Here is a 25,824-nt window from a genome sequence, read left to right as displayed (position 1 = left end):
ATGGCGTATCGTTTCGCAAGCGTCGCAATCCTGATGGCGGCGCTCGCCGCCCCCGCCGCCGCGGCCGGCCCGGAGCCCGGACCGCTCGCGGTCTCGGTCATCGAGGACTGGCTGCTGCCGCGCTACGACGCGCTTGTCGCTACGACGGCCGAACAGCGCGACGCCTGGCGTTCGGCCTGCGCCGATGGCGACTACGTGGCCGAACTGGCGGATCTCCGCGAGCGGTTCCAGGCCGCGTCCGACGCCTGGTCGGCGGTGGAGCACGTCACGACCGGGCCGGTCAGCCTGGCGTTGCGGCCCGATCGCATCTTCTTCTTTCCCGATCGCCGCAACGCGGTCGCCAAGGCGCTGGGCGAACTCGAGGACAAGGCCGCTACGGACGAGATCGCGCCGGACGCGTTCCGGGCCGGCAGCGTGGCGGGGCAGGGCTACCCCGCGCTCGAACGGCTGCTGTTCGATCCGGACGACGCGGGCTCCGCCGCGCGCTGCCGCGTCGGCGCGGCGGTCGCCGCCAATCTGGCGACGCTCGCCGGCGCCATCCGCGACGAGTGGGCGGCGCCGGCCGGCCCGCTCGCCAAACTCAAGGCCGGGCAGGGCGATCCGGTCCACTTCGCCGATCCGTCACAGGCGGCGGCGCGCCTCATGACCGATCTCGCCGGCGGGCTGCAGCGGGCGGTCGACGTCAAGCTGCTGCCGGTGCTCGGCGGCTCGGCCGACGCCGCGAAGCCAAAATCCGCCGAGGGCTGGCGGGCGGGCCGTTCGGCTCGGGCGCTGAAGGTCGCGACGGCGAGCCTCGCCGCCATGGCGAAGGCGTTCGCGGCCGCAGCCCCGAAGCCGATAGCTGCCACCGACGCCAAGGCCTTCGCAGCGGCCGAGGCGGCGGTCGCGCGGCTCCCGAACGATCTCGGCGAGGCCGCGTCCGATCCGAAGCGCCGCAAGGTGGTCGAGGCGGCGGTCGCGGCGCTTAAGGGCGCGCAGGCCGACGTGGCGAAAAATCTTGCGCCGGCGCTCGGAGTGCGGCTGGGCTTCAACGCGCTCGACGGGGATTGACGCGGATGCGCCTCACGCGTCGCGCCGCGCTCGGGCTCATCGGCGCCGGCCTGCTCGGAGCCGATGCGGCGCTCGGGAGCGAGCTGGAGTTCGACGCAGCCGCCATAGGCCCCGGTCTCGACGGCGCCGGCGCGTTCCGGATCGGGGCGCTTGACGCCGCGCTGGGCCTCGAGGCCGGCGCCTTGGCTCCTGTCCGGCTTCACGCGCTGGCGTTCCGGCCGGACGGCGCGGAGGCGGTCGCTGTGGGCCGCAGGCCGGGCGATCTGGCGCTGGTGCTCGACGGCGCCGGCCACACGCTGCGATCGACCTTTCGGGCGAGCGCGGGGCGGCGCTTTTCCGGCCATGGCGCCTACCGCGCCGATGGGCGCAGCTTCGTCACGAGCGAGATCGACGCCGCGACGGGCGAGGGCGTGCTCGTGCTGCGCGACCCCGCCGACGGCTACGCCGCGCGCGCCGAGATCGCCTCGGGTGGCCTGGGTCCGCATGACGTGACCGAGCATCGCGGGCTGCTCGTCGTGGCCAACGGCGCGAAGGAGCCGAAGACCGATCCTGGCATCGCCACGCTCGGGCGCACGACGGCGCGGTCGAACGTCGCCCTGATCGATCCAGCGACCGGCCGGATCGAGGAGGTGGCGGAGGCCGCGAGCGATCTCGCGAGCCTGTCGCTCCGCCACATCGTCGCGGCGCCCAACGGCGGGCTGCTGGTCGCGGCGCAGGACACGCAGGCCGGCGTCCACGACCGGCCGCTGGTGGCGAGGTTCGATCGCGGCCGGCTGCGCTGGCTCGATGTCGAGGCCGACATCGCCGGCCGCATGAACGGGTCGGTCTGCTCGCTCGTCGTCGATCGGTCCGGTCGTTTCGCCGCCGCCACCTGCCCCCGCGGCGGCGTGGTCGTGGGCTTCGACCTCGCCCGCGACGCCGCTGTCGGCCTCGCGTCCGCCGCCGACGTCTGCGGGCTCGCCGCGACGCGAGACGCCGGCGGTTTCGTGGCGACGACGGGTCTCGGCGAAGCGCTCCGGCTGGTCGTGAGCGAGGACGGCGTCGCCGTCGCCGCGCGCAGGACGGGCGCGCTCCGGTGGGACAACCACCTGGCGCCGTCGCGGGTCTGACGGTCCGTTCGGGGGTTGCCCCTCCGTCGCGCGGTCTCTATCTACCGTGGCCCGAACGGTTTTCTCCCCCCATCCGGAGCGTCCGGCGATGAGCCTCGAAAACACGGCGGTGGCCGTACGCGAGAGCGAAATCGCGCGCGGCGCCGCCGAACGGCCAGCTCTGCCGGCGGTTCCCGGCGGCTTTCCAGGCCGCGCTGCGATCTTCCTCGACCTCGACGGCACGGTGCTCGACCTGGCGCCGACGCCGGACGGCGTCTCGATTCCGGCTGAGGTCGTCGCGGCGATCGGCGTGCTCACCCAGCGTCTCGGCGGCGCGCTCGCGATCGTGACCGGGCGGACGCTCGCGGACGTCGACCGTATTCTCACGCCCCTGCGGCTGCCGACCGCGGCGCTGCATGGGGCCGAGCTTCGCCGCTGCGGCGGGGGTCGCGTGGCCGACGCCGGCGATGCGCCGCCCGACCGCCTGACGGCGGCGCTCGGCGCCTTCGTCGACGCCCGCCCGGGCCTCGCGCTCGAGAACAAGGGCGCGAGCGTGGCCGTGCATTTCCGCGCCGCGCCGGAGCGGGAGAGGGAGGTGCGCGAGCGCATCGGCGATCTCGTGGCGATGCTTGCGCCCGAGCATGAGCTTCAGCCCGGCAAGATGGTCGTCGAGGTGCGTCCGCGCGGCTGCGACAAGGGCTCGGCCCTGCGGCGGCTGATGTCCGAGAAGCCGTTCGCCGGGCGGACGCCGCTGATGCTCGGCGACGACCTCACCGACGAGTTCGCCTTCGCGGCTGCGAACGAGCTCGGCGGCGCCTCGGCGCTGGTCGGCGACGTCACACGTTCGTCGGTCGCAACCTATCGCGTCGCGGATCCGCAGGCCGTCCGCGCCTGGCTCGTCGCGCTCGCGGCGTCGGCGTGACGGAGCGGCAGGCGACCACGGTCTCGCTCGATCTCGGCGTCATCGGCAACGCCGCCGCCGCCGCTCTGATCGACGCCAGGGGCCGCATCAACTGGATGTGCGCGCCGCGGTTCGACGGCGACCCCACCTTCTGCGCGCTGCTCGGCGGCCACGCGCCGGAGCGCGGGTTCTGGGAGTTCGAGCTCGAGGGCCTGACGCGGGTCGAGCAGCATTATCACCGCAATACGGCGATCCTCGAGACGCGCCTCTATGGCGGCGAGGGCGCCGGCGTCCGCATCGTCGACTTCGCGCCGCGGTTCCGGGATCACGGGCGGATGTTCCGGCCGCAGACCATCGTGCGGCAGGTCGAGCCGATCTCGGGCTCGCCGCGCATCCGCGTCCGGCTTCGCCCGGCGATGGACTATGGCGCCGCCGTGCCGGACACGACGCGGGGCTCCAACCACATCCGCTTCCTGCTCGGTGACACGGTGCTGCGGCTCACCACCGACGCGCCGGTTTCGCTGGTGAGCGAGGAGACCCCGTTCATCCTCGACCGTCCGCTCGCCTTCATCCTGGGGCCGGACGAGACCCTGCCGGCGGCGCCGTCGCGGGTCGCCCGCGAGTTCTACGAGCGCACGCACGACTACTGGATCGACTGGGTGCGCTTTCTGTCGCTGCCGTTCGAGTGGCAGGAGGTGGTGATCCGCGCGGCGATCACGCTCAAGCTCTGCAGCCACGAGGAGACCGGCGGCATCGTCGCGGCGCTGACAACCTCGATCCCCGAATATGGCGACAGCGGACGAACCTGGGACTACCGGCTGTGCTGGCTGCGCGACGCCTACTTCACCGTCGAGGCGCTGAACCGGCTCGGGGCGACCAAGACGATGGAGGGCTATCTCTCCTACGTGACGAATCTCGTCGCCTGTTCGCCCTCCGGCTACCTCCAGCCGCTGTTCGGGCTCGGTTTCGAGACGCGGATCGAGGAGTCTCTGGCCGAGGCGTTGCCCGGGTATCAGGCGTTCGGGCCCGTGCGGCGGGGCAACGCCGCCTACACCCAGGTGCAGAACGACGGCTACGGCTCGGTCATCCTGGCCGCGGCCCAGAGCTTCTTCGACGCCCGTCTGCCCAAGCCCGGCGACGAGGCGCTGTTCGAGCGGCTGGAGAAACTCGGCGCCCAGGCCGTCGCGCGCTGGGACCAGCCCGACGCCGGCATATGGGAGTACCGTACCCGCGAGGCGGTCCACACCCATTCCGCCGCCATGTGCTGGGCGGCGTGCGACCGGCTGGCGCGCATCGCGAACCGGCTCGGCCTGTCGGAGCGGGTCGACCACTGGAGCGAGAAGGCGGCCGACATCCGCGACGGCATCTTCGCCGCGGCCTGGAGCGACGATCTCAACAGCTTCACCAGCACCTTCGGCGGCGATTTCGTCGACGCGAGCCTGCTGCTGCTGCCGGACATCGGGCTGGTCGCGCCGGATGATCCGCGTTTCCTCGGAACGCTCGCCGAGGTCGAGCGCAGCCTGCGCTATGGCAACCACATCTACCGCTACCGGACGCCCGACGATTTCGGCGAACCCGAGACCGCCTTCACCGCCTGCACCTTCTGGCTGATCAACGCGCTGGCCGCGGTCGGGCGGGAGGACGAGGCGCGCGAGGTGTTCGAGGAGGTGCTCGACCATCGCAACCGGCTCGGCCTGCTGTCCGAGGGGCTGCATGTCGGCACCGGCGAACTCTGGGGCAATTTCCCGCAGACCTACTCGATGGTCGGACTGGTCAAGGCGGCGATGCGTCTGTCCCGCCCCTGGGAGGAGGCGTTCTGAGCGCGGCGCGACGCGACGGCAGGAACTTCGCCGCGGATGCGGCGTTTCAGGTGAGGGCGATGACAGGACATCTCGACAGAACGGCGCAACGCGCCTCGGCGACCCGGCCCTCGGCGCTGAACCCGGGGACTTGGGCGTGAGCCGGCTCGTGATCGTGTCGAACCGCGTGCCGGTTCCGACGCCGGGCACGCCGCCGGCCGGCGGGCTCGCCGTCGCGCTGTCGGGCGCGATGAAGGCCCGCGGCGGCCTATGGTTCGGCTGGAGCGGCGGCAAGCTGGAGCCCGGCGCCGACGAGCAGCCGGAGCCGGAGATCACCACGATCGACGGCGTCACCTACGCCGTGATCGATCTCGCCCAGCGCGATCTCGACGAGTACTACGCAGGCTTCTCCAACCGCATGCTGTGGCCGCTGTTCCATTACCGGATGGAGCTGACAGAGTTCACGCGGGTCACGCTCTCCGGATACCACCGCGTCAATCGGCTGTTCGCGCAGAAGCTCGCGCCGCTGATCTGCCCGGACGACATCATCTGGGTGCACGACTACCATCTCATTCCGCTGGCGGCGGAGCTGCGCGCGATGGGCCTGCGCAACCGGATGGGCTTTTTCCTCCACATCCCGTTCCCGCCGCCGGACATCCTCACCGTCCTGCCAAACCACGCCGATGTGGTGCGCTCGCTCGCGGCCTACGACGTCGTGGGCTTCCAGACCCCGATCGATCTCGAGAACTTCGAGACCTACGTCCGGCGGGAACGCGTCGGACGCCGCCTGCCGGATGGTCGGTTCGTGGCTCACGGCCGAGCGGTGACGGTCGAGGCGTTTCCGGTCGGCATCGAGACGCAGGTCTTCGCCGACGTGGCCGCCGCCTCGGGACGCAACGCGCTCGTCCGGCGCACCCGCGAAAGCCTCGGCGATCGCAGCCTGATCATCGGCGTCGACCGGCTGGACTACTCCAAGGGCATCGCCCAGCGCATCCAGGCGTTCGAGACCTTTCTGCTGCTCGATCCGGAATGGCGGGGCCGCTGCGCCTATCTCCAGATCACGCCCAAGTCGCGGGAAGAGGTCCCGGAATACGCCGCGATGGAGCGCGAGGTGGCCGAACTCGCCGGCCGCGTGAACGGCTCCTTCTCGGAGGTCGACTGGACGCCGCTCCGCTACGTCAACCGCACCGTCGGCCGCAACGCGCTCGCGGGACTCTACCGGCAGGCCGCGGTCGGGCTGGTCACGCCGCTCAGAGACGGGATGAACCTCGTCGCCAAAGAGTATGTGGCGGCTCAGGATCCCGAGAATCCGGGCGTCCTGCTGCTGTCGCGCTTCGCGGGCGCGGCCTGCGAGCTCGACGGGGCGCTGCTGACGAACCCCTACGACGTCGACGGCACGGCCGGCGCGCTGGCGCGCGCCCTCGACATGTCGCTGGAGGAGCGACGCGAGCGCTGGAGCGGCATGTTCGAGAAGCTCAAGACGCACGACGTCGCCTGGTGGTGCCAGAGCTTCCTCGCCGCCCTCGAACAGCCGGACGAGCCGTCCCAGGCGAGCCGCATCGCCGCCGCCGGCTGACGGCGTCGAAGCGGCTGCTGCGCGTCGCGCGAATCCCGGTCATTCTGCGGCGCGCGCCGGCCGGCGCGGCGAGGGGAGCGCATGACGGCCATCGATCTCAACAGCGATCTCGGCGAAAGCTACGGCGCCTGGCGGATGGGCGACGACGCGGCGATGCTGGACATCGTCTCCAGCGCCAACGTCGCCTGCGGATTCCATGGCGGTGATCCCGCGAGCCTGCTGCGCACGCTGAGAGCTGCGGCGGAGCGCGGCGTCGTTGTCGGCGCCCACGTCTCCTATCCCGATCTCGTCGGTTTCGGCCGCCGCGCCATGGACGTCGCGAGCGAGGACCTGATCGCGGACGTCGTCTACCAGATCGGCGCGCTGAAGGCGCTCGCGCACGCCGCGGGCGCCCGCGTCGACTACGTCAAACCGCACGGCGCGCTCTACAACGCCATCGCGACCGACCCCCGGCAGGGCCGGGACGTGGCGCAGGCGATCCGCATGGCCGATCCCGATCTCGTGCTCATGGGGCTCGCCGGATCGCCGCTGCTGCCGCTCGCGCGCGATATGGGGCTCGGCGTCGTCGCCGAAGCCTTCGCCGACCGCGCCTACACCCCCGAGGGAACGCTCGTCTCGCGGCGCGAGCCCGGGGCGGTGCTGCACGACGCCGACCGTATCGCCGATCGCATGCTGCGCCTCGCGCGCGATGGCGAGATCGAGGCGGTCGACGGCTCCGTCATCCGCGTCGAGGCCGCGTCGATCTGCGTGCACGGCGACAGTCCCGGCGCGGTCGCGATCGCCCGCGCGGTGCGCGCCCGGCTGGAGGGCGAGGGGGTCTCGATCCGCTCCTTCGTCACCGCCGGCTGACCCGGCGTAGGGGGACATCGGTATGCGTTTTCTCCCCGCGGGTTCCGGCTCCATGCTCGTGGAGCTCGCCGATCTGGACGAAACGCTCGCCCTGCAGGCCTCGCTCGCCGCCGCCCCGCTTGCGGACATCGACGAGGTGACGCCCGGCGCGCGCACCCTGCTGCTGCGGCTGCGTCCGGGCGCCTGGCGCGACCCCGGCCGCGTCGCCGCGGAACTCTTCGCGCGCGACCTGACGGCCAGCGCACGCGCGGCCGGGCCGCTCGTCGACATTCCGGCGCTCTATGACGGCGAGGACCTTGGCGAGGTCGCCGACCATCTCGGCGTGACGCCCGAAGAGGTCGTGCGGCGGCACACGGGCTCCGATTACGACGTCGCCTTCATCGGCTTCGCGCCCGGCTTCGCCTATCTCGTGGGCGGCGAACCCAGCCTGAACGTCCCGCGCCGCCGCTCGCCGCGCACCCGCATCCCCGCCGGCTCCGTGGCGCTCGCCGGCCTCTTCAGCGGGGTCTACCCGAAGGACAGTCCCGGCGGCTGGCAACTGATTGGCCGGACCCCGCTCGAGATGTGGGACCCGGCGCGCGAGCCGGCGGCCCTGCTGCAGCCGGGTGCACGGGTGCGCTTCCGGGCGCTCCGGGACCGGGACGAATTCGAGGCCGCGCGCGAATCTTTCGCGGAGCCACGCAGGAGCGCGCCCGCGTCGCCTGAGCCGGAGGCGGGCGGGACGGTTCTGACCCTCGTCGAGGCGCCGCTTCCTGCGCTGGTTCAGGATCTCGGGCGGCCCGGATTCGCGGGGCAGGGCGTCTCGGCGTCCGGCGCGCTCGACCGCGCGGCTCTGAGGGCCGCGAACCGGATCGTCGGCAACGAACCGGGGCGGCCATGCCTCGAGATCGCCGGCGGCGGCTTCGTCTTCACCTCATCGGGGCCGGCGGTGGTCGCCGTCGCCGGCGCCCCTTGCGCGCTCGAGATACGGGCCGCCGACGGCGTCCCGTATCCGGCTGCGGCCTACGCCCCACTGCCGCTCGCAGCCGGCGACCGGGTCGCATTGCGCGCGCCTGAACGGGGCGTGCGAAGCTATCTCGCGGCGCGCGGCGGCTTCACGGTCGAACCCGAGCTCGGCTCTGCGTCGACCGACACGCTGGCCCGCCTTGGCCCGGCGCCGCTGCAGACCGGTGCCCGGCTTGCGATTGGAACCGGCCCCGCCGGCCCCGTGGCGCTTCACGAGACGCCCGCCGAGGAGCCGCCGGCGACCGGCGATGTGGTGACGCTCGACGTCGTGCTGGGGCCGCGGGCGGACTGGTTCACCGCGGCGTCGCTCGCCTTGCTGTGCGAACAGGACTGGGAGGTCACGCCGCGTTCGGACCGTGTCGGGCTGCGGCTCGCCGGCGAGCGCGCGCTCGGCCGCGCCGACCCGACCGCGGAACTGCCGAGCGAGGGGACCGCGACCGGCGCGATCCAGGTTCCGCACGACGGCCAGCCCGTGCTGTTTCTGGCGGACCACCCTCTCACCGGCGGCTATCCCGTGATCGCGACCGTGGCGGAGCGTCATCTCGACCGCGCCGGCCAGATCCCGCCCGGCGCCCGCATCCGCTTCCGCGCGCTCGGCCCCTTCGCCGAGATCGTCCCGACGTCCGACAGGATCGACGCATGAAAAAGGTCCTCATCGCCAATCGGGGCGAGATCGCCGTCCGCGTCATCCGGGCCTGCCGGGACTACGGCGTCGGCGCGGTCGCGGTCTATGCCGACAGTGACGCCGACGCGCCGTTCGTGGCGCTGGCGGACGAAGCCTACGGCCTCGGCGGCGATCGACCCTCCGAGACCTATCTCGCCGCCGAAAAGCTGATTGCGGTCGCCGGACGCGCGGGCGCCGACGCGGTGCATCCGGGCTACGGCTTTTTGTCCGAACGCGCCGACTTCGCGCGCGCCGTGATCGCGGCGGGTCTGATCTGGATCGGGCCCGATCCGGAGGTCATCGACGCGCTCGGCGACAAGATCGAGGCCCGTCGGATCGCCGCGGCGGCCGGAGCGCCGCTCGCGCCCGGGAGCGACGGACCGGTCGCCGGCGCCGACGAGGCCGTCGCCTTCGCCGAGCGGTTCGGGCTGCCGGTCGCGATCAAGGCGGCCTTCGGCGGCGGCGGGCGCGGGCTGAGGGTGGCCCGGCGCATGGACGAGGTCGCGGAGGCCTACGAGGCGGCCGTCCGGGAGGCGACGTCAGCCTTCGGGCGGGGCGAATGCTTCGTCGAGCGCTTCCTCGACCGCCCCCGCCATGTGGAGGCGCAGGTGATCGCCGACCGGCGCGGCAAGGTCGCGGTGCTGGGAACGCGGGACTGTTCGCTGCAGCGGCGCAACCAGAAGCTCGTGGAGGAGGCCCCGGCGCCCTTCCTGGAGCCTGCCCTGCGGGAGGAGATTCATCGCGCCGCGCGAGCCATCTGCGTGGCGGTCGGCTATGTCGGCGCCGGCACGGTCGAGTTCCTGCTTGGCGAGGACGGGACGCTGTCGTTCCTTGAGGTCAACACCCGTCTGCAGGTCGAGCATCCCGTGACCGAAGAGGTTTTCGGCGTCGATCTCGTGGTCGAGCAGCTCCGCGTCGCGGACGGGCTTCCGCTCAGCCTCGACGATGCGCCCGAGCCGCGCGGCCATGCGATCGAGTTCCGCGTCAACGCCGAGGACCCGGCCCGCGGCTTCCTCCCCATGCCGGGCGCCGTCACCGCATTCGAGCCGCCCTCGGGGCCGGGCGTCCGCCTCGACAGCGGCGTCGTCGCGGGGTCTGTTGTGTCGGGCGCGTTCGATTCGTTGATCGCGAAGCTCATCGTCACGGGCGCGACCCGCGAGCAGGCGTTGCGCCGCGCCGAACGCGCGCTCGCCGAGTTCCGGATCGAGGGCGTCGCCTCCACGCTGCCGTTCCATCGGGCGGCGATCCGCTCGCCGGACTTCGCGGGCGCGGACGGCTCCCGCGTCCACACCCGCTGGATCGAGACCGATTTCGCCGAACGGCTCGAGGCGGCCGTGCGGCCGCAGCCGGTGGACGGACCTGCGCTGACGCGCTTCCCCGTAGAGATCGACGGCCGCCGCCGGGAGCTGGCGCTGCCGCGCTCCGTTTGGGCGTTGTTCGGCTCGGCCGCAGGCCCGGCGAAGGCGGCGGAAGAAACGGCCGATTCCAGCGCCGCCGCGGGCGCGGTGACGGCGTCCGTCGCCGGCGTCCTGCAGTCCTGGACGGTGGAGGACGGCGCGACGGTCGCGGAAGGCGACGCGGTCGCCGTGTTGGAGGCGATGAAGATGGAGACTCGCGTCTTCGCGCCCCGCGCAGGCACCCTGCGCATCCGGACCGATCCCGGGGCGAGCGTGAAAGCAGGCCAGGTTCTCGCCGAGGTCGACGCCGGCTGAACCGGCGTCAGCCGCCTGTGGTCGACATGTGCCGGCCGACGGCGGGCCGGGCGTTGCGCCGGTCGATCACGAAGTCATGGCCCTTCGGCTTGCGCGCGATGGCGTCGCGGATCGCCGTCTCGAGCCGCCCGTCGTCCATGCTCGCCCGCAGCGGGGCCCTGAGGTCGGCGGCGTCCTCCTGCCCGAGGCACATGTAGAGCGTGCCGGTGCAGGTCACGCGCACGCGGTTGCAGCTTTCGCAGAAATTGTGGGTCATCGGCGTGATGAAGCCGATCCGCCCGCCGGTCTCGCCGACCGACACGTAACGGGCCGGGCCGCCGGTGCGGTAGGGGATGTCCGTCAGCGTCCAGCGCTGCGCCAGCCGCGCCCGCACCAGGCTGAGCGGCAGGTACTGGTCGGTCCGGTCGCCGTCGATCTCGCCGAGCGGCATGGTCTCGATCAGCGACAGGTCCATGCCCTTGCCATGCGCCCATTCCGCGATCGAGGCGATTTCGTCCTCGTTCACGCCGCGCAGCGCGACGGTGTTGATCTTGACGTGGATGCCGGCCGCGATCGCCGCGTCGATCCCCTTGAGCACCTGCGCGAGATCGCCCCAGCGGGTGATCGTTTTGAATGCGGCGGGGTCGAGCGTGTCCAGCGAGACGTTGATGCGGCGCACGCCGGCGTCCGCGAGCTCGGGCGCGAAACGGGCGAGCTGGCTGCCGTTGGTGGTCAGCGTCAGCTCTTCCAGCTCGCCGGACGACACCCGCTGGCCAAGCGAGCGGATCAGGGTCATCAGGTCGCGCCGCACCAGCGGCTCGCCGCCCGTGAGCCGGAGCTTGCGCACGCCGAGCCGGATGAAGGCCCCGCACAGCCGGTCGAGCTCCTCGAGGCTCAGCAGGTCCCGCTTCGGCAGGAAGGTCATGTGCTCGGACATGCAGTAGACGCAGCGGAAGTCGCAGCGGTCCGTCACCGACACACGCAGATAGCTGATCGCCCGCTGAAACGGGTCGACCAGAGGCGAAGGCGCAAGCGGCGCAGGGGATTGGGTCAACGAACGCTCGTCCTGGTCATCATCGCTGTCCGCAGGCCGCCTTACGGCGGCTGGTTGGAACGCCTCCTAACAGCTAAGAGGAGAAACGGCTGGCGTAAAGGGTGACGAGCGATGGCGGACGAAGCGGATTGGCCGATCGAGATCAAGCTTTCGCGGGACGGGCGCACGCTCACCGTGGCCTGGGCCGACGGCGCGCGGCATGAGCTCGCGGCGGAACTGCTGCGGGTCGAGAGCCCGAGCGCCGAGGTGCAGGGCCATTCGCCGGAGCAGAAGACGATCGTGCCCGGCAAGCGCGAAGTCGCCATCCGCGACGTGCAGGAGGTCGGCTCCTACGCCGTGCGGCTGGTGTTCGACGACGGGCACAGCACCGGCATCTACACATGGCCGACGTTGCGCGCCTTCGGCGACGAGGGCGCCGAACTGTTCGCGGCCTACGAAGCGGCGCTCGCCGAGCGGGGCCTCAGCCGGGGCTGACCGCCCGCCGGCGGGCGGCGTTCAGTGCGCCGGCACGGGCGGGCGCGCGCGCTCGCCGTCCTGCTTCGAAACCCAGCCGCAGTCGCACATCTTCTGCAGGATCGTCTCCGGCGTCTCCAGCACGCCGATGCTGTGGGTCCGGTCCATCGAACTCGTCAGCATGTCGATGACCGTCTTGTCGCCGAACCGCCGCATGTGCACGGCGAGCGACATGTTGACGAAGACCTCATGGTCGCCCGACGTCGTAAGCTGAAGCCATTGCATCGCGCATCCTCCGCTCGGTTCTGTTTTCGTTATCGCCAGAGAAGTATACGCTCAATAATCGCGGAGCGCCATCGCGGCGTTTACTGCGCTGCAGCATCGGCCTGTGGCGCGAAGGCCGCAGTCCATGCGCATGCGGCCGCCGCCCGCTTCCAAATCGGCGCGCGGGGCCGATAACGCGATGGGCAAAAAAAGGAGTGATGACGAATGAAGATCCTGACGCTGCTGATCGTCGGCGCATGCGCCGCTACCGTCGCGGGCTGCACGGAGACCGGACGCCGCGGCTACGGGCCGGGCTACGGCTATGAGCGCCGGACCGTCATCGTCGAGGACAACCGTCGCGATCGCCGGGAATGGGAACGTCGTCAGGCGCGTCAGGAACGGCGCGACGACCGGCGCGAGTGGCGCGACGACCGCCGTAAGGACGCGCGCGATCGCCGTGACGACCGAAGGGACCGTCGTGACGACTGGCGCGACGACCGCCGTTACTGAGGGCGTCGCGGCGCCCAGGCGGGCGGGCGCTTCCCGATGAACGCTCGCACGCCCTCGGCGTGATCCTCCGACGCGGCGGCTTCCGTCTGAAGCCGCCGCTCGACCTGAAGCTGGGCGTCGAGATCGTTCCCGGCGGAGGCCGCGAACGCCTTCTTCACCAGCGCGAGCGCATGGGCAGGCTGGGCGGCGAGCCGTTCCGCGACGCCGAAGGCCTCCTCGGCCAGCCGGTCGTCGTCGACCGCCTTCCAGATCAGGCCCCAGGCCTCCGCCTGCTCCGCGCCGACGGGCTCTCCGAGCAGGCACATGGCGCGCGCCCGCGCGTCGCCCACAAGGCGCGGCAGCGTCCACGTCCCGGCGACGTCCGGGACCAGCCCGATCCGCACGAAGGCCTCGACGAACTGCGCCGATCGCGCCGCCACGACGATGTCGGCGAGCAGCGCGAAGTTCGCGCCGGCGCCGGCGGCGACGCCGTTGACCGCGGCGACGATCGGCAGCGCGGAGGCGCGCATCCGCCGGACCACCGGCTCGTAGAAGCGCTCGAGGATGCGGGAGACGTCGCGCTCCTCCGGCGGCAGGGTCGCGATCTGCCCGATGTCCTGCCCGGAGCAGAAGCCGCGCCCGGCGCCGGTGACGAGGACGGCGCGAACGGTCGGATCGGCCTCGGCGGCGTCGAGCGCCTCGGCGATCGCGGTCAGCAGCTCAGGCGTGAACGCGTTGATGCGGTCCGGCCGGTTGAGGGTCAGCGTCGCGACGGCGCCGCGGCGTTCGACAAGAAGACAGGGTTCGCTCATGCGGGCCTCGGCGGGGGCGTCGGTCGGCGCACTGAAGACGTCGGGGGCCTCGCCGGCAAGACCAACCTCAGGCGGAAAGCAGCGCGTCAATCTCGGCGCGGAGCGGCATCGAGCGGCCGGCGCCGGGCCGCGTCACCGAAATGCCGGCCGCGGCGCAGCCGAAACGCGCGGCCTCCGCGAGGTCGCGCCCCTCGGCGAGAGCCACCGCGAAGGCCCCGGTGAACGCGTCGCCCGCGCCCGTGGTCTCGACCACCGGGCCGGCGTCAAACGCCGGGACGAGCAGCGACTGGCCGGGGCGGTGCAGCAGGGCGCCTTTCTCCCCGAGGGTCAGCAGCACCGCTCCGGCGCCTCTGGCGAGCAGCCGGTCCGCGGCGCGGCGGGCCGCGTCCTCGCCGTCGACCGTGATTCCGGTCAGCAGTTCCGCCTCGCTTTCGTTCGGCGTGACGATGTCGCAAAGCCGGAACACGGCGTCGTCGAGCGGCGCGGCGGGGGCGGGGTTGAGCAGGGTCGCGACGCCGGCGGCGCGGGCGAGCTCGAAGGCCGCCGTCGCCGCGGCCAGCGGCTGCTCCAGTTGGGCGACCACGACCGCGGCGCGCCCGATCGCGCCCCGGGCGGCCGTGACGTCCGCCGCCGACAGCGCCGCCGCCGCGCCGCCGTTCACGACGATGGCGTTCTGGCCGTCGCGGGCGTCCACGAAGATGAAGGCCGCGCCGGTCGGTTCGTCCGGGCTTACGATCACATGGGTCGCGTCGACGCCGGCCCCCGTCCATTCGTCGCGCGCCATCTGGCCGAAGGCGTCGTCCCCGATCCGGGTGATGAGCGTGGCGTGCGCGCCGGCCTTCGCCGCGGCGATCGCCTGGTTGGAGCCCTTGCCGCCGGACCCGAGCGAAAAGCCGTCGGCGAGCAGCGTCTCACCGAGCTTCGGCAGACGTGCCGCCCGGAACGTCAGGTCGGCGGCGAAAATCCCGAGAACGGCGACGCGGGCGCGGGTCACCCCGTGGGCGGCGTCCTCAGCGCCAAGACCACGGCGCCGGCGGCGACGCCGAGCCATCCGACGATCAGGAGCGAGCCGCCCAGCGGCGCGGCGAAGGGCAGGGGCGACGCGCCGGCGACCACGCGCAGCGTCAGGTCTCCGCAGAACAGCAGCGCCCCGAGCGCGATCAGCGCGGCCGGCGCGCCGAGCGTCCATCGGGCGGCGAAAGCGCGGACCGCGGAGGCGAGCCCTGCCAGCGCCGCCGCGTGGAGCAGCAGGAAGGTCGAGGCGAGGCCGAGGCGCGGATCGTTGAAGGCGTGGGAGGCGGCGGCGGCCGCCGCCACGCCCACCGCGCCATACAAGCCCGCGACCGCGATGAGGATCAAAGGGAAACGAGAGGACATAAGTCAGGATGCGCCGTCTCCGCCGGCGAAAGCAACGCCAGGGAGACGGAGCGCTGGGGATTGCCGGCGGCCGACGTCAGCCGCGGACGGAGATCTGGCCGGTCGGCGCCTCGTTCCTTGCGAGGCCTTCGAGCCGCTCGATCGGAAGTCGGGCGCCGTCTGTCGAGACGACGCCGATGTCGATCGCGCCTGCGTCCTGACGGCTCTGAACGAGCTTCAGGGCGTCGGCCGCCGTCGGCGCGAAAGAGATCGAGGCCTTGTCGTCAAGCGTGCATACGACGTTGTAGGGCATTCGTGCCTCCCAAGGCTTGTTTGGCGCGATTGTGCACGTATTCCTACGTGGTCCTACGTACTTTGACATGAGGCGCACGCCAGTGGCGCGCCTCTCCGTTGACTCCCGGTCCGCGCTTGCGTCCCCTCGCGATCCGCATCCGGGGATACCTTCCGCATATGTCCATCGCCGTTGTCGTCGCCGTGCTGGCAGCGCTGCTGCTGGTGGTCAGCCTCGCGGAGCCTGCGGCGGCGCGGGTGCGGCTTCCGGCGAGCGTGCTGCTGGCGCTGTTCGGCGTGGTGCTCGGGTCGGTCGGGCTCGTGCTGCATGCGGGCGCGCTAGGGCCGGCCGGCCGCGGCCTCGCGGCGGCGATCACGGACCTGCCGCTCAACGCCGAGGCCTTCCTGTTCGTGTTCCTGCCGCTGCTTTTATTCCAGTCGGCGATGAACACCGACGTCCGTCATGTGCTCGAGGACGCCAGTCCGATCTTCATCCTCGCGATCGTCGCCGTCGTCGTCTCGACGCTGGTGATCGGCTTCGCGCTCTGGCCCTTCACGGCGGCGCCGCTGGTGGCCTGCCTGCTGCTCGGCGCGATCGTCGCGACGACCGATCCGATCGCGGTGATCGGGATCTTCCGCGAGGCCGGCGCGCCGGCGCGTCTCGTCCGGCTCGTCGAGGGCGAAAGCCTGTTGAACGACGCGGCGGCGATCACTCTGTTCGCGCTGTTCCTTGATCTGCTGGTGACGGGACGGCCGTTCGATCCGGGCGCGGCGGCGCTCGACGCGCTGGTGCTCCCGCTCGGCGGCGCCGTGGTCGGCTTCGTCGGAGGCTGGGCGGCGTCCAATCTCGTCGGCGCGCTGCGCGACAACGCGCTTGCGCCGACCTCCGTCAGCCTCGCGCTGCCTTACCTTGTCTTCGTCGTCGCGGAGAGCCTGTTGCATGTCTCGGGCGTGCTCGCCGTCGTCGCGGCGGGCATGACCTTCGCCGCCGCGGGGCCGGCGAAGGCGCCGCCGGACGTGTGGCGCCACCTGCGCGCGGTCTGGGAGCAGATCGACTGGTGGGCCGCGTCGCTGATCTTCGTGCTCGCCTCCATCCTCGCCCCGCGCCTGCTGGCGGACGCGACCCTGCGGGACCTCCTGCTGCTCGTGGCGCTGATCGTCGCCTCGCTGGTCGCGCGGGCGGCCATCGTGTTCGGGCTGATGCCGGCGCTGTCGCGCGCCGGCATGGCGCCGTCCATCAGCCGTCCATTCCGTTGGGTCGTGTTCTGGGGCGGGCTCAGGGGCGCGACGACGCTCGTGCTCGCCCTCGCGGTCACCGAGAACGAGGCCATTCCGCGCGAGGTGCGCTCCTTCGTGGCGGTGCTCGCCACCGGCTACGTGCTGTTCACGCTGCTGGTCCAGGGCGCGACGCTACGCCGGCTGGTCCGGGCGACCGGGGTCGACCGCCTGTCGCCCGTCGACGCCGCGCTGCGGCGCGACGTGTTCGCCGCCGCCCATGCGCGGGTCGCCGTCGCGGTGACGGAGACCGCCGCGACTTACCACATCTCGTCGCCGCCCGAGCTCGCCCCGCTGGGTATCGCGCCGCCCGTCGTGGAGGCTCCCGCGCCGGTCGGCGAGCGCGTCGCCATCGCGCTGGTGACGCTCGCCCGCGCCGAGCGCGAGCTGGTGATGGAGCGGGTGCGCGAGCGCGCGGTCTCGCTCGGGCTCGTGAACCGGCTGTTGAGCGACGTCCGGCGGCTGAGCGACCGGAGCCGCGCGGCGGGGCCTGCGGGCTATCGGCAGGCCTATGGCGTCGCGCTCGCCTTTTCCCGTTCCGAGCGGCTTGCGCACCTGCTCGCGCGCAAACTCGGCTGGCGCGGATGGCTCGCCCGCGCGCTCGCCGACCGCTTCGAGCTGCTCCAGCTCACTTCGATGGCGCTGCGGCGGATCGAGGGCGTCGCTGACGAGACGATCCGTCCGGTGCTCGGGGACGCCGCGGCGGACGCCGTCGCCGAGGTCCACGCCGAGCGCTCCGCCGCCGTCGCCCGCCAGCTCGACGCGCTGCGCCTGCAGTATCCCGACTACGCCCAGGCGCTCGAGCGCCGCCTGCTGCGGAACGCGGCGCTCGCCTTCGAGGAGCGCGAATACGACCGTATGCACGAGGAGGGCCTGATCAGCCCGGAGCTGCACCGCGACCTCGGCCTGGACCTCGACCACCGCCGCCGGAGCGCTGAGATCCGCCCGGCGCTCGACCTCGGCCTCGACGCACGCACGCTGATCGCGCGCCTGCCGATGCTGGCCGGTCTCGACTCGGCCGCGCTCAAGCGCCTCGCGGACCGCGTCGAGCCGATCCTCGTCCATCCCGGCGAGCGCCTGATCCGGCGCGGCGACCAGGGCGACGCGGCCTACTTCATCGCTTCCGGCGCGGTTGAGGTGGTCGGGCGGAGCGGGGTGGTCCGGCTCGGGCGCGGCGACGTCTTCGGAGAGATCGCGCTCCTGACGGATCAGGAGCGGACGGCCGACGTCGACTCGATCGCATACGGTTCGCTGCTCCGGCTGCCGCGCCGCGCTTTCATGAACTTTCTGGACGACCATCCCGAGCTTCGCGCGCGCATCGAGGCGACCGCGGCCGAGCGGCTGCGAGCGAACGCCGGCGAGGACGCGTGAGACGGAGCTATTTTTCGACTGCGGCGAACACGCCGTTCCAGTCGACCGGCGGCGGCTCGGCGCGCAGGCGCGCGACGCGCTCGGCCATGCGGACGGCGTAGACGCCGAGTTCGGGCGCTTCCGACGACAGCCTCCCAAGCGCCGCGTCCGCCGCGTCCCAGTCGCCAGCGCGATAGGCGGCGAGGAACGCGGCTTGGACGCGGGCCGCCGCCTCCGAATGCGCGGCGGGGAGCACGGCGTAGACCGCGGTTCCGCTCGCGCGGCCCTTCACCGCCAGCCGGTCGAGCTCCAGCAGCGCGAGGCGGCTCCCCGCCGCGGCGGCGGTGTCCTCGCCGATCAGCATGGGCACGCCGTAGAACCGGGAGGCGCTCTCGAGCCGCGAGGCGAGGTTCACGGCGTCCCCGATCGCGCTGTAGTCGAAGCGGCGGTCGCAGCCGAGATTGCCGACCACGCAGGCGCCGGTGTTGATCCCGACGCCGACCCCTAACACGAGCGGGGGCGCGCCGGCGGCGGGTTCGGCCGCAAGCTCCGCGTTGAGCGCCTCGATGGCCGCAAGCATGCGCAGGCCCGCCGCGACGGCGCGCTCCGCGTGGTCGGGCGTGTCGAGCGGCGCGTTCCAGAACGCCATCACGCAGTCGCCGATGTACTTGTCGATCGTGCCGCCCTCGGCGAACACCGCGTCAGACAGCGGCTGCAGCAGCCGGTTGACGAGGCTCGTCAGGCGCTCCGGATCGTCCTTGAGCCGCTCGGCGATGCTGGTGAAGCCGCGCACGTCGCAGAACAGGACAGTGATGACGCGGACCTCGCCGCCAAGCTTCAGCGCCGCCGGGTCGCGCGCGAGCCGTTCCACCAGCTCCGGCGCGAGATATTGTCCGAAGGCGCGGGCGATCTCCTTCCGGGCGCGCCGCTCCCGCGCGTAGTCGATGGCGGCGTCGAGGCCCACGACGGCGGCGAGAGCGAGGACCGGAGCCACGGGCGAGAGCCAGCCGCCATGGCGCAGCGCGAGCCAGCTCGCGGCGACCGCGACGACGGCGAGCGCCAGCGCTGAGAGCGCGGCGCGCAGCGTCACCCGTCCGCCGCGGGCGAGGCCCGCGCCGGCCGCGATCGCGAGTCCGAGCGCCGCGAACTCCGCCCAGAGCGGGGCCTGCCGGATGACGTCGCCGGACCGCCAGCCGTCGACCATCGTCGCCTGCGCCTCGACGCCGGCGGTCCAGCGGCCCGTGCGGGCGGTGAACGGGGTCGCGAAGGCGTCCGCCGCGCCGGCGCCGGCCGCGGTCTGGGTGCTCAGGCCGACGAGCACGACGGCGTCCTTGAGAGCGCCTGGCGGCAGGAATTTGTCCGGCTCAAGCGCCTGATAGTAGGACACGGTGCGGTAGGTCCGCGGGCCGCCGCGAAAGCGGATCAGCGCGCCGTCGGAGACGGGGCCGGGCGTCGCGCCCGCCGCGCGCGCGACCATCCGGGCGAAGGCGTCGTCATAGGCCGGCGCGCGCCGCAGCGCGCCGTCGCGGTCGAGCGAGACCGCCGCGATCCCGGTTTTGGCGCCCCGGTCCAGAAACTCCGGGAGCGGATCGATCCGCAGGGACTGCCGCGCATGCTGCGTGTCGATGACGGTGAAGTCGGCCGCCAGAATCACGTCGGGGCCGAGAGCCTCGGCGAGCGCGAGGTCGGCCTCAGGGCTCGACGGTTCGGCGAAGACGATGTCGAGGCCGATCGTTCGCGCCCCGGCCGCCCTCACGGCGCGGATGAGATCGGCGTGCAGGCTGCGCGGCCACGGCCAGCGCTGTCCGATCTCGGCGAAGGACGGTTCGTCGATCGCGACCACGACGATGTCGGGAGCGGGCGGCGGCGGCGCGATGGCCGCGAGCGCGTCGTAGGCGGGTGCGTCTAGAACGCCGCGCCAGGGACTTGCGAGCAGCAGCGCGAAAACGGCCCCGATCGCCAGCACCGGCGCGAGCGCGCCGAGTCGGCGCAGGGCCGACCGCATCAGAACCGCACGCGCGCGGTCGCGAGGAAGGTGCGGCGCTGGCCCTCGATGGTCTCGCCGGCGAGGCCCCGGAACTGCGTCGAGAACGCGTTGGCCTGCACGACGTAGCGCCGGTCGAACAGGTTCACCGCCTGCAGGCCGATGAGCAGGCGTTTGTCGAACGGCTCCCAGGTCAGGCCGACGTCGGTGGTCGTGAACGCCTTCAGCCGCCGCGTCTCGCTGAGCGAGAGCGGAATGTCCGCGCCGGCGTCGTCGCGCGCGCCGACGAGGTTCTGGATCAGCGACAGCCGCACCTTCGACGGATGCACGAAGGTGACGCCGACGCGGCCCGCATGTTCCGCGAGGAAGGGCACGTCGGCGTCTCCGGCCGCGTCCGCCCAGGTGCGGGCGTAGCGCGCGAACAGGCCGACGCCGTGCGTCAGCCACAGGTTGGCGCTGGCCTCAAGCCGGCGCAGGCGCACGTCGGCGCGCGTGGCGTCGAACACGCTCTCGGGGATGCCGAAGCCGAGCTGGTCGGCGCGCTGGTCCTGGTACTCTAGCGAGGTGAAGAGATGCGGGCTCCACTCCGCGTCCCAGCGCGCCGCGAAGGTCTTCACCTCTGCGCCGACCGGGGCCGGCGTCTCGTTCGGCAGGATGCCGACGGTCGCGACCGGCGCAAGCGAGGCGTTGTTGAGGATCGCGACGTCTTCGCGGTAGGCCACGCGCAGCCAGTGGCCGCGCACCGGCTCCCATGCGGTGCCTATCCGCGGGTTCAGGTCGCGGTCGCGCTGCTTCAGCCGGGCCGCCGCGCAGGGAAGAAAGGGCGCGAAGGTGCAGTCGAAGCCGGTCGTCTTGTAATCGACCGAGGTCGCGAACACCCCGGCCTCGAACTGGACGGAGGGCGACGTCTCCCAGACGGCGTCGGCGTAGGCGAGGCCGATCTCTCCCTTGACCCGCGTGGTGACGTCGAAGGCGGTGTCGGGATAGGGCAGCGGAAACGCCGATCCCGGATAGAACCGGTCCTCCACCGACTTGGCGCGCGAGATCGATCCTTCGACGCCGTATTTGAGCGTGACGTCGCCGAAGCCGATCATGTGCGCGAGCGCCGCGACGCCGTTGTCCTCGTGGCCCTTGGCGCGGCGGCGGTGGAAGATGTCGGGAAGACCGTCGGGGCGGACGTTGAAGTCGACGTCGAAAATGTCCGTCACGGAGTCGCCGGCCTGCGTCCGATCGAGGCGCGAGCCCGAGATCAGGACCTGAAACAGGTTGCGCTCGGCGAAGGTGTGGGTCCAACCGACGCCCGCGGTGCGGGCGTCCGAATCCACCCGCTCGGGGCGCTGCGAGAACAGGTCTACGGTCCGCAGCTCCTGCTTCGGCCGCTGGACCGCGCCGTAGAGCACCACATTGTCGAACAGCGTCGGCTGCGCGCCGATGAAGGCGGTCAGGCTACCGAGATCGTTGCGGTCGTCGTCGAACGAGCTGTCCGGCCGGTCGAGTCCGCCCGTCACATAGACCGCGACCGGCGTCGGCTCGAGCAGCTTCCCCTGCGCCACGAACGTGTTGCGCCAGCCGATGTCGCCGCGCTCGGATCTGAGGCCGCCCTCGATCGCGGCTTCGGCGAAGGGCGCGTGGGTGAGCATCTGCCGCCGTTCCGAGCCGGCGACAGCGAGCGGCTCCAGCATGATGCCCTGGAGCTGGGACGAGAAGGCGGTCGATCCGAAGACGTCGTCGAGCGCCGGAGGCTGGATCGCCGCAAACGGGTCTCTACGGCTCGACGTGGCCTGGTCGAAATAGCCGAACGCGGAGAACGGATCGAAGGTGCGGTCGCCGAAGTAGCGGCCCCAGTCGTCGAGGTCGAGAAAGCGCAGAGCGCTGTTGATCGGCGAGCCGTTCTGGCGGTCGGACTCGATGGTGGCGAAATATCCGCCGCGGGCGAGCCGGCGGCGGAGCGATTCCCGCGCCGCGACGATCGCCTCGTCGGCGCGGTACTGGTCGACGGCGATGACGGAGCGCGCGAGCGGCGTGTTGGGGTTGTCGTCGTCGAAGCGGTCGGCGTTGTCGAGCGCCTGCGCCGCCTCGTCATAGGCGCCGAGCTGGTAGTTCGTGATCGCGAGCTCCAGCAGGCCGTCCACGTAGGTCGGGTTCACAGCCGAGGCCGCGAGGAGTTTCTGGAGCCCGTCCTCCTTACGCCCCTGACGCGTCAGCAGCCGGCCGCGCGTGACGAGCTGTACCGCGCCGGATGGATCGATCGCCTCCGCCCGTCTGAGCGGCTCTTCCGCGGCGCGGATCTGGTTCCGGTTGATCAGGAAGTTGGCGTAGTTCGCGAGGTAGAGCGGGGTCTGGGGGTCGAGCTCGATCGAGCGCAGATGCGCCCGTTCGGCCTCCCGCACCGCTTCGCGCTCGTCCTCGATCAGGGCGAGTTCGGCCCAGAATCGGGCGTCGCCGGGAACGGCCGCGATGGCGCGCTCGATGTCCTGCTTGGCGCCGTCCAGATCGCTCTGCGCCGTCCAGCGGTAGCGCGCCCGCACCGCCAGCGCGAACGGGTCCTCCGGGTCGAGCGCGAGCGCCCGGTCGATCTCCGCCTTCGCCGCCTTATCCTGATCGATCGCGAGCAGCGTCGCGCCTTTCGCCGCCGCAATGAAGGGATCGGACGGATGCCGCTTCGCGGCTTCCGTCAGCAGTTCGACGCCGCGCTCGTTGCTCTCGACGAACATCTCGACGCTGGCGCGGCCGATCGCTCCGGCGCGGCTCTGCGCGTGGCGGGAGGGCTCCGGCAACGGGGCGGGCCTCTCGTTCGGGCGCGCCATAGTCTCGGAGACCCAGGCGGCGTAAGCGGCGGTGTCGCGGCGCTCGGCGTCGAGGTTCCGGCCGGCGGACTGGAAACGCGCGGCGGCGTCGGACCACTGGCCCCGCCGCGCGGCGATGAAGCCGCGCACCAGCGTCAGGCGCGCGCGCTGGGCCGCGTTCAGGCCGGGGCGCTCGGCTTCCGCGACGGCGCGCTCGGCCTCGGCGGCGCCGTCGAAATCGAGCGCGAGCTCGGCGTTTGCGACGGCGTCCTCGGCGGAGCGGCGCGCCGCGGGCGTCGCGCGGATGCGGGCGCGGGCGTCGCGCAGGTCGCGGCCCGGCCGGGTGTTGGGCGACAGCTCGAAGAAGGAGTCCCGCAGCTCGCGATAGAGCAGGAGCTGGGCGCGACCGTCGAAATTGATCAGGGTGATCTTGCGCGGCGCCTGGCCGATCAGGGCGACCGCGCCTTCGCCCTGCCGCACTGTGACGGACCCCTGCGAATTGGCGAGGACGACCTCGCCCTCGGTCACGATCAGCGACGTCTTGGCGCCCTCGACCGAGAGCGACCAATCGGTGCCGCGGATCGCCGCCGCCGCGGCCGGCGTCTCGACGGTGACGCCCGATCCGCCGCGCGAGGCGCGGGCGTAGATCGAGCCCTCCGGCAGCGAGAGTTCGGTCTCGCCGTTGGGGCCGCGGGCGACGTCCTTCACGATCAGCGTGGAGTTGCGGCCGACGCGCACCTGGGTGCGGTCCTGAAACAGGATGCCGAGCGCGCCGGAAGCGTTGGTGCGCAGCGTGTCGCCGCCGACGAGGTTCTGCTGGAGGGCGACCGAGCGCCACAGGGCCTCGGCCGAAAACTGCAGCTCCTCGCCGCCTTTGGCCGCGATCACCGCGCCCGCGGCGGGCGCGGTGCGCTGGATCGGTGCCTGCGCGAAGGCGACGCCTGCCGACAGGGCCCACGCGGCGAGAACCGCGCCCGATGACAGACCACGCTTGCGCATAAACCCCGACCAGTTTCCCCCGGGCGGCGACTTGCGCCGCCGCGCGCATTTCTAGCGGCCGGCAATCTAGCCGGCGCGCCGCTTGGGGAGATCGGGACTTTTACTTACGACCTTGGCGCAAACTTAGCGAGCCTGCTCAGGCGACCTCGGCCTCGCGCTTGCGCTCCTCGCGCTTGCGGTCGTTCGGGTCCAGCAGCCGCTTGCGAAGGCGGATGGACTTCGGCGTCACTTCGACCAGCTCGTCGTCCTGGATCCAGGCGAGCGACCGCTCCAGCGTCATGCGGATCGGAGGGGTGAGACGGACCGCCTCGTCCTTCGACTGGGTGCGGATGTTGGTGAGCTTCTTGCCCTTGAGGACGTTGACCTCGAGGTCGTTGTCGCGCGAGTGGATGCCGATCAGCATGCCCTGATAGACCTTCCAGCCCGGCTCGATGATCATCGGGCCTCGGTCCTCGAGGTTCCAGAGCGCGTAGGCCACGGCCTCGCCCGGCTCGTTGGCGATCAGCACGCCGTTCACGCGGCCCGCGATCTCGCCCTTGTAGGGGCCGTAGGCGTGGAACAGGCGGTTCATGATCGCCGTGCCCTTGGTGTCCGTCAGCAGCTCGCCTTGATAGCCGATCAGGCCGCGGGTCGGGGCGTGGAACACGAGGCGCAGCCGGTTGCCGCCGGACGGGCGCATCTCAAGCATGTCGGCCTTGCGCTCCGACATCTTCTGCACGACGACGCCGGAATGCTCCTCGTCGACGTCGATCACGACCTCTTCGATCGGCTCGACGGTCTCGCCGGCCTCGTTCTTCTGCAGCACCACGCGCGGACGCGAGACGCCGAGCTCGAAGCCCTCGCGGCGCATGGTCTCGATCAGGATCGCGAGCTGAAGCTCGCCACGGCCGGACACGACGAACGAGTCCTTCTCCGCCGACTCTTCGACCTTGAGCGCGACGTTGCCTTCGGCCTCCTTGAGCAGGCGGTCGCGGATGACGCGGCTCGTGACCTTATCGCCTTCGGTGCCGGCGAGCGGCGAGTCGTTGACGATGAAGCTCATCGACACGGTGGGCGGATCGATCGGCTGCGCCTGGATCGGCTCGGTGACGGCCGGATCGCAGAAGGTGTCGGCGACGGTCGCCTTCACGAGGCCCGCGATCGAGACGATGTCGCCGGCCTCGCCGACCTCGATCGGCTGGCGCTCGATGCCGCGGAAGGCGAGGATCTTGGAGACGCGGCCAGTCTCGACCAGCTTGCCCTCGCGGTCCAGCACCTTGACGGTCTGGTTCGGCTTCACCGTGCCGGACGCGATGCGGCCGGTGATGATGCGGCCGAGGAACTGGTTGGCCTCGAGCAGGGTGCCGAGCATGCGGAACGGACCGTCCTCGGTCTTCGCCTCGGGCACGTGGTCCAGGATCAGGTCGAACAGCGGCGCGAGGCCGTCCTCCTTCGGACCTTCCGGCGAATGGTTCAGCCAGCCGTCGCGGCCGGAGCCGTAGAGGATCGGGAAGTCGAGCTGCTCGTCGGTGGCGTCGAGCGCCGCGAACAGGTCGAACACCTCGTTGATGACTTCCGAGGCGCGGGCGTCCGGACGGTCGACCTTGTTGACCGCCACGATCGGGCGCAGGCCGATCTTGAGCGCCTTCGACACCACGAACTTGGTCTGCGGCATCGGGCCTTCGGCCGCGTCCACCAGCACGATCACGCCGTCGACCATGGAGAGGATGCGCTCGACTTCGCCGCCGAAGTCGGCGTGGCCGGGCGTGTCCACGATGTTGATGCGCGTGTCCTTCCAGACGACCGAGGTCGCCTTGGCGAGGATGGTGATGCCGCGCTCCTTCTCGAGGTCGTTCGAATCCATCACGCGCTCGGCGACCCGCTGGTTTTCGCGGAACGATCCGGACTGCTGCAGCAGCTTGTCGACCAGCGTGGTCTTGCCATGGTCGACGTGCGCGATGATCGCGATGTTGCGGAGCTTCATGGGGTCTCGCCTCGGGGCCGCGCGCGCGGGCCCGCTGTTCTCGTCAAATATCTCGTGTGCGGCGCACACATGCGGGAAACGGGCTCGAAACGCAAGGGCGCGGGGGACACACACCCATGCGTCGT

The 25,824-nt window shown here is 71.9% G+C and carries 20 protein-coding genes; 11 read left to right on the top strand and 9 right to left on the bottom strand.

Annotation, left to right across the window (positions count from 1 at the left end; genetic code table 11):
* The 8 genes from ACFSCV_RS03440 (at position 1) to ACFSCV_RS03405 (ending at position 10,644) form a co-directional block, all read left to right on the top strand.
* The gene (locus tag ACFSCV_RS03440) at positions 1-1,050 is read left to right on the top strand and encodes an imelysin family protein (protein ID WP_378797035.1); all 1,050 of its coding nucleotides are present in this window, start codon (positions 1-3) and stop codon (positions 1,048-1,050) included.
* Positions 1,051-1,055: 5 nt separating this feature from the next.
* On the top strand, positions 1,056-2,159 hold the full coding sequence (locus ACFSCV_RS03435; RefSeq protein ID WP_378797033.1) for a DUF1513 domain-containing protein: 1,104 nt from the start codon (positions 1,056-1,058) through the stop codon (positions 2,157-2,159).
* A gap of 88 nt (positions 2,160-2,247) precedes the next feature.
* Positions 2,248-3,060 (top strand): trehalose-phosphatase, encoded by an 813-nt coding sequence (gene otsB, locus ACFSCV_RS03430; RefSeq protein WP_378797031.1) that lies wholly within the window; start codon positions 2,248-2,250, stop codon positions 3,058-3,060.
* Positions 3,057-4,859 carry a glycoside hydrolase family 15 protein gene (locus tag ACFSCV_RS03425; RefSeq protein ID WP_378797030.1) on the top strand — a complete coding sequence of 601 codons (1,803 nt, stop codon included), beginning with the start codon at positions 3,057-3,059 and terminating at the stop codon, positions 4,857-4,859. Before otsB ends, ACFSCV_RS03425 begins: the two co-directional genes overlap by 4 nt.
* Positions 4,860-4,995: 136 nt before the next feature.
* Positions 4,996-6,414 carry an alpha,alpha-trehalose-phosphate synthase (UDP-forming) gene (gene otsA, locus ACFSCV_RS03420; protein ID WP_378797028.1) on the top strand — a complete coding sequence of 473 codons (1,419 nt, stop codon included), beginning with the start codon at positions 4,996-4,998 and terminating at the stop codon, positions 6,412-6,414.
* Positions 6,415-6,495: 81 nt separating this feature from the next.
* Positions 6,496-7,263: a LamB/YcsF family protein gene (locus ACFSCV_RS03415; protein ID WP_378797026.1), complete on the top strand. Its 768-nt coding sequence runs from the start codon at positions 6,496-6,498 to the stop codon at positions 7,261-7,263.
* Between the two features lie 22 nt (positions 7,264-7,285).
* Positions 7,286-8,911: a 5-oxoprolinase subunit B/C family protein gene (locus tag ACFSCV_RS03410; protein WP_378797024.1), complete on the top strand. Its 1,626-nt coding sequence runs from the start codon at positions 7,286-7,288 to the stop codon at positions 8,909-8,911.
* Positions 8,908-10,644, top strand: coding sequence for an acetyl/propionyl/methylcrotonyl-CoA carboxylase subunit alpha (locus tag ACFSCV_RS03405; RefSeq protein WP_378797022.1), 1,737 nt, complete (start codon positions 8,908-8,910; stop codon positions 10,642-10,644). Before ACFSCV_RS03410 ends, ACFSCV_RS03405 begins: the two co-directional genes overlap by 4 nt.
* A 7-nt stretch (positions 10,645-10,651) precedes the next feature.
* Here ACFSCV_RS03405 and moaA read toward each other — a convergent pair whose 3' ends face one another.
* A complete protein-coding gene (moaA, locus tag ACFSCV_RS03400) occupies positions 10,652-11,677 on the bottom strand; it encodes a GTP 3',8-cyclase MoaA (protein WP_378797020.1) in 1,026 nt (341 codons plus the stop codon).
* A gap of 111 nt (positions 11,678-11,788) precedes the next feature.
* Between moaA and ACFSCV_RS03395 the strand changes: the two genes are divergently transcribed.
* The gene (locus tag ACFSCV_RS03395) at positions 11,789-12,151 is read left to right on the top strand and encodes a gamma-butyrobetaine hydroxylase family protein (protein WP_378797018.1); all 363 of its coding nucleotides are present in this window, start codon (positions 11,789-11,791) and stop codon (positions 12,149-12,151) included.
* Positions 12,152-12,172: 21 nt separating this feature from the next.
* Here ACFSCV_RS03395 and ACFSCV_RS03390 read toward each other — a convergent pair whose 3' ends face one another.
* Positions 12,173-12,415, bottom strand: coding sequence for a hypothetical protein (locus tag ACFSCV_RS03390; RefSeq protein ID WP_378797016.1), 243 nt, complete (start codon positions 12,413-12,415; stop codon positions 12,173-12,175).
* Between the two features lie 204 nt (positions 12,416-12,619).
* Between ACFSCV_RS03390 and ACFSCV_RS03385 the strand changes: the two genes are divergently transcribed.
* On the top strand, positions 12,620-12,904 hold the full coding sequence (locus ACFSCV_RS03385) for a hypothetical protein (protein ID WP_378797014.1): 285 nt from the start codon (positions 12,620-12,622) through the stop codon (positions 12,902-12,904).
* Here the strand turns inward: ACFSCV_RS03385 and ACFSCV_RS03380 are convergent.
* The 4 genes from ACFSCV_RS03380 to ACFSCV_RS03365 all read right to left on the bottom strand — a co-directional run bounded on the left by ACFSCV_RS03380 (position 12,898) and on the right by ACFSCV_RS03365 (position 15,364).
* The gene (locus ACFSCV_RS03380; protein WP_378797012.1) at positions 12,898-13,695 is read right to left on the bottom strand and encodes an enoyl-CoA hydratase-related protein; all 798 of its coding nucleotides are present in this window, start codon (positions 13,693-13,695) and stop codon (positions 12,898-12,900) included. The two genes, ACFSCV_RS03385 and ACFSCV_RS03380, sit on opposite strands and share 7 nt — an antisense overlap.
* 67 nt (positions 13,696-13,762) lie before the next feature.
* Positions 13,763-14,689: a ribokinase gene (rbsK, locus tag ACFSCV_RS03375; protein WP_378797010.1), complete on the bottom strand. Its 927-nt coding sequence runs from the start codon at positions 14,687-14,689 to the stop codon at positions 13,763-13,765.
* Positions 14,686-15,072: a DUF423 domain-containing protein gene (locus ACFSCV_RS03370; RefSeq protein WP_378797008.1), complete on the bottom strand. Its 387-nt coding sequence runs from the start codon at positions 15,070-15,072 to the stop codon at positions 14,686-14,688. The genes rbsK and ACFSCV_RS03370 overlap by 4 nt, the downstream gene beginning before the upstream one ends.
* 76 nt (positions 15,073-15,148) lie before the next feature.
* Positions 15,149-15,364: a hypothetical protein gene (locus ACFSCV_RS03365; protein ID WP_378797007.1), complete on the bottom strand. Its 216-nt coding sequence runs from the start codon at positions 15,362-15,364 to the stop codon at positions 15,149-15,151.
* A gap of 158 nt (positions 15,365-15,522) precedes the next feature.
* Here ACFSCV_RS03365 and ACFSCV_RS03360 point away from each other — a divergent pair, with 158 nt between their 5' ends.
* A complete protein-coding gene (locus tag ACFSCV_RS03360) occupies positions 15,523-17,988 on the top strand; it encodes a cation:proton antiporter (RefSeq protein ID WP_378797005.1) in 2,466 nt (821 codons plus the stop codon).
* Positions 17,989-17,995: 7 nt separating this feature from the next.
* On the opposite strand, the gene ACFSCV_RS03355 is transcribed toward ACFSCV_RS03360, so the two are convergent.
* From ACFSCV_RS03355 to typA, 3 genes are all read right to left on the bottom strand, one after another.
* Positions 17,996-19,972 (bottom strand): CHASE2 domain-containing protein, encoded by a 1,977-nt coding sequence (locus tag ACFSCV_RS03355; protein ID WP_378797002.1) that lies wholly within the window; start codon positions 19,970-19,972, stop codon positions 17,996-17,998.
* Positions 19,972-23,736: a FecR domain-containing protein gene (locus tag ACFSCV_RS03350; protein ID WP_378797000.1), complete on the bottom strand. Its 3,765-nt coding sequence runs from the start codon at positions 23,734-23,736 to the stop codon at positions 19,972-19,974. The genes ACFSCV_RS03355 and ACFSCV_RS03350 overlap by 1 nt, the downstream gene beginning before the upstream one ends.
* 136 nt (positions 23,737-23,872) lie before the next feature.
* Entirely contained in the window at positions 23,873-25,699 is a 1,827-nt protein-coding gene (gene typA, locus ACFSCV_RS03345; RefSeq protein WP_378796998.1) for a translational GTPase TypA, read from the bottom strand.
* Positions 25,700-25,824 lie beyond the last annotated feature (125 nt).

The organism is Methylopila henanensis (assembly GCF_042681025.1).
GTDB classification, from domain to species: domain Bacteria; phylum Pseudomonadota; class Alphaproteobacteria; order Rhizobiales; family Methylopilaceae; genus Methylopila; species Methylopila henanensis.
This window is presented reverse-complemented; position numbering and strand designations above follow the sequence as displayed.

Excerpts from the sequence above, each read along its gene's own strand:
- typA (WP_378796998.1), bottom strand. The coding sequence starts at position 25,699 with ATGAAGCTCCGCAACATCGCGATCATCGCGCACGTCGACCATGGCAAG.
- ACFSCV_RS03395 (WP_378797018.1), top strand. The coding sequence starts at position 11,789 with ATGGCGGACGAAGCGGATTGGCCGATCGAGATCAAGCTTTCGCGGGAC.
- ACFSCV_RS03440 (WP_378797035.1), top strand. The coding sequence starts at position 1 with ATGGCGTATCGTTTCGCAAGCGTCGCAATCCTGATGGCGGCGCTCGCC.
- ACFSCV_RS03415 (WP_378797026.1), top strand. The coding sequence starts at position 6,496 with ATGACGGCCATCGATCTCAACAGCGATCTCGGCGAAAGCTACGGCGCC.
- ACFSCV_RS03350 (WP_378797000.1), bottom strand. The coding sequence starts at position 23,736 with ATGCGCAAGCGTGGTCTGTCATCGGGCGCGGTTCTCGCCGCGTGGGCC.
- ACFSCV_RS03370 (WP_378797008.1), bottom strand. The coding sequence starts at position 15,072 with ATGTCCTCTCGTTTCCCTTTGATCCTCATCGCGGTCGCGGGCTTGTAT.
- ACFSCV_RS03360 (WP_378797005.1), top strand. The coding sequence starts at position 15,523 with ATGTCCATCGCCGTTGTCGTCGCCGTGCTGGCAGCGCTGCTGCTGGTG.
- otsB (WP_378797031.1), top strand. The coding sequence starts at position 2,248 with ATGAGCCTCGAAAACACGGCGGTGGCCGTACGCGAGAGCGAAATCGCG.
- ACFSCV_RS03405 (WP_378797022.1), top strand. The coding sequence starts at position 8,908 with ATGAAAAAGGTCCTCATCGCCAATCGGGGCGAGATCGCCGTCCGCGTC.
- ACFSCV_RS03390 (WP_378797016.1), bottom strand. The coding sequence starts at position 12,415 with ATGCAATGGCTTCAGCTTACGACGTCGGGCGACCATGAGGTCTTCGTC.
- ACFSCV_RS03365 (WP_378797007.1), bottom strand. The coding sequence starts at position 15,364 with ATGCCCTACAACGTCGTATGCACGCTTGACGACAAGGCCTCGATCTCT.
- ACFSCV_RS03385 (WP_378797014.1), top strand. The coding sequence starts at position 12,620 with ATGAAGATCCTGACGCTGCTGATCGTCGGCGCATGCGCCGCTACCGTC.
- ACFSCV_RS03355 (WP_378797002.1), bottom strand. The coding sequence starts at position 19,972 with ATGCGGTCGGCCCTGCGCCGACTCGGCGCGCTCGCGCCGGTGCTGGCG.
- ACFSCV_RS03380 (WP_378797012.1), bottom strand. The coding sequence starts at position 13,695 with ATGAGCGAACCCTGTCTTCTTGTCGAACGCCGCGGCGCCGTCGCGACG.
- ACFSCV_RS03435 (WP_378797033.1), top strand. The coding sequence starts at position 1,056 with ATGCGCCTCACGCGTCGCGCCGCGCTCGGGCTCATCGGCGCCGGCCTG.
- ACFSCV_RS03410 (WP_378797024.1), top strand. The coding sequence starts at position 7,286 with ATGCGTTTTCTCCCCGCGGGTTCCGGCTCCATGCTCGTGGAGCTCGCC.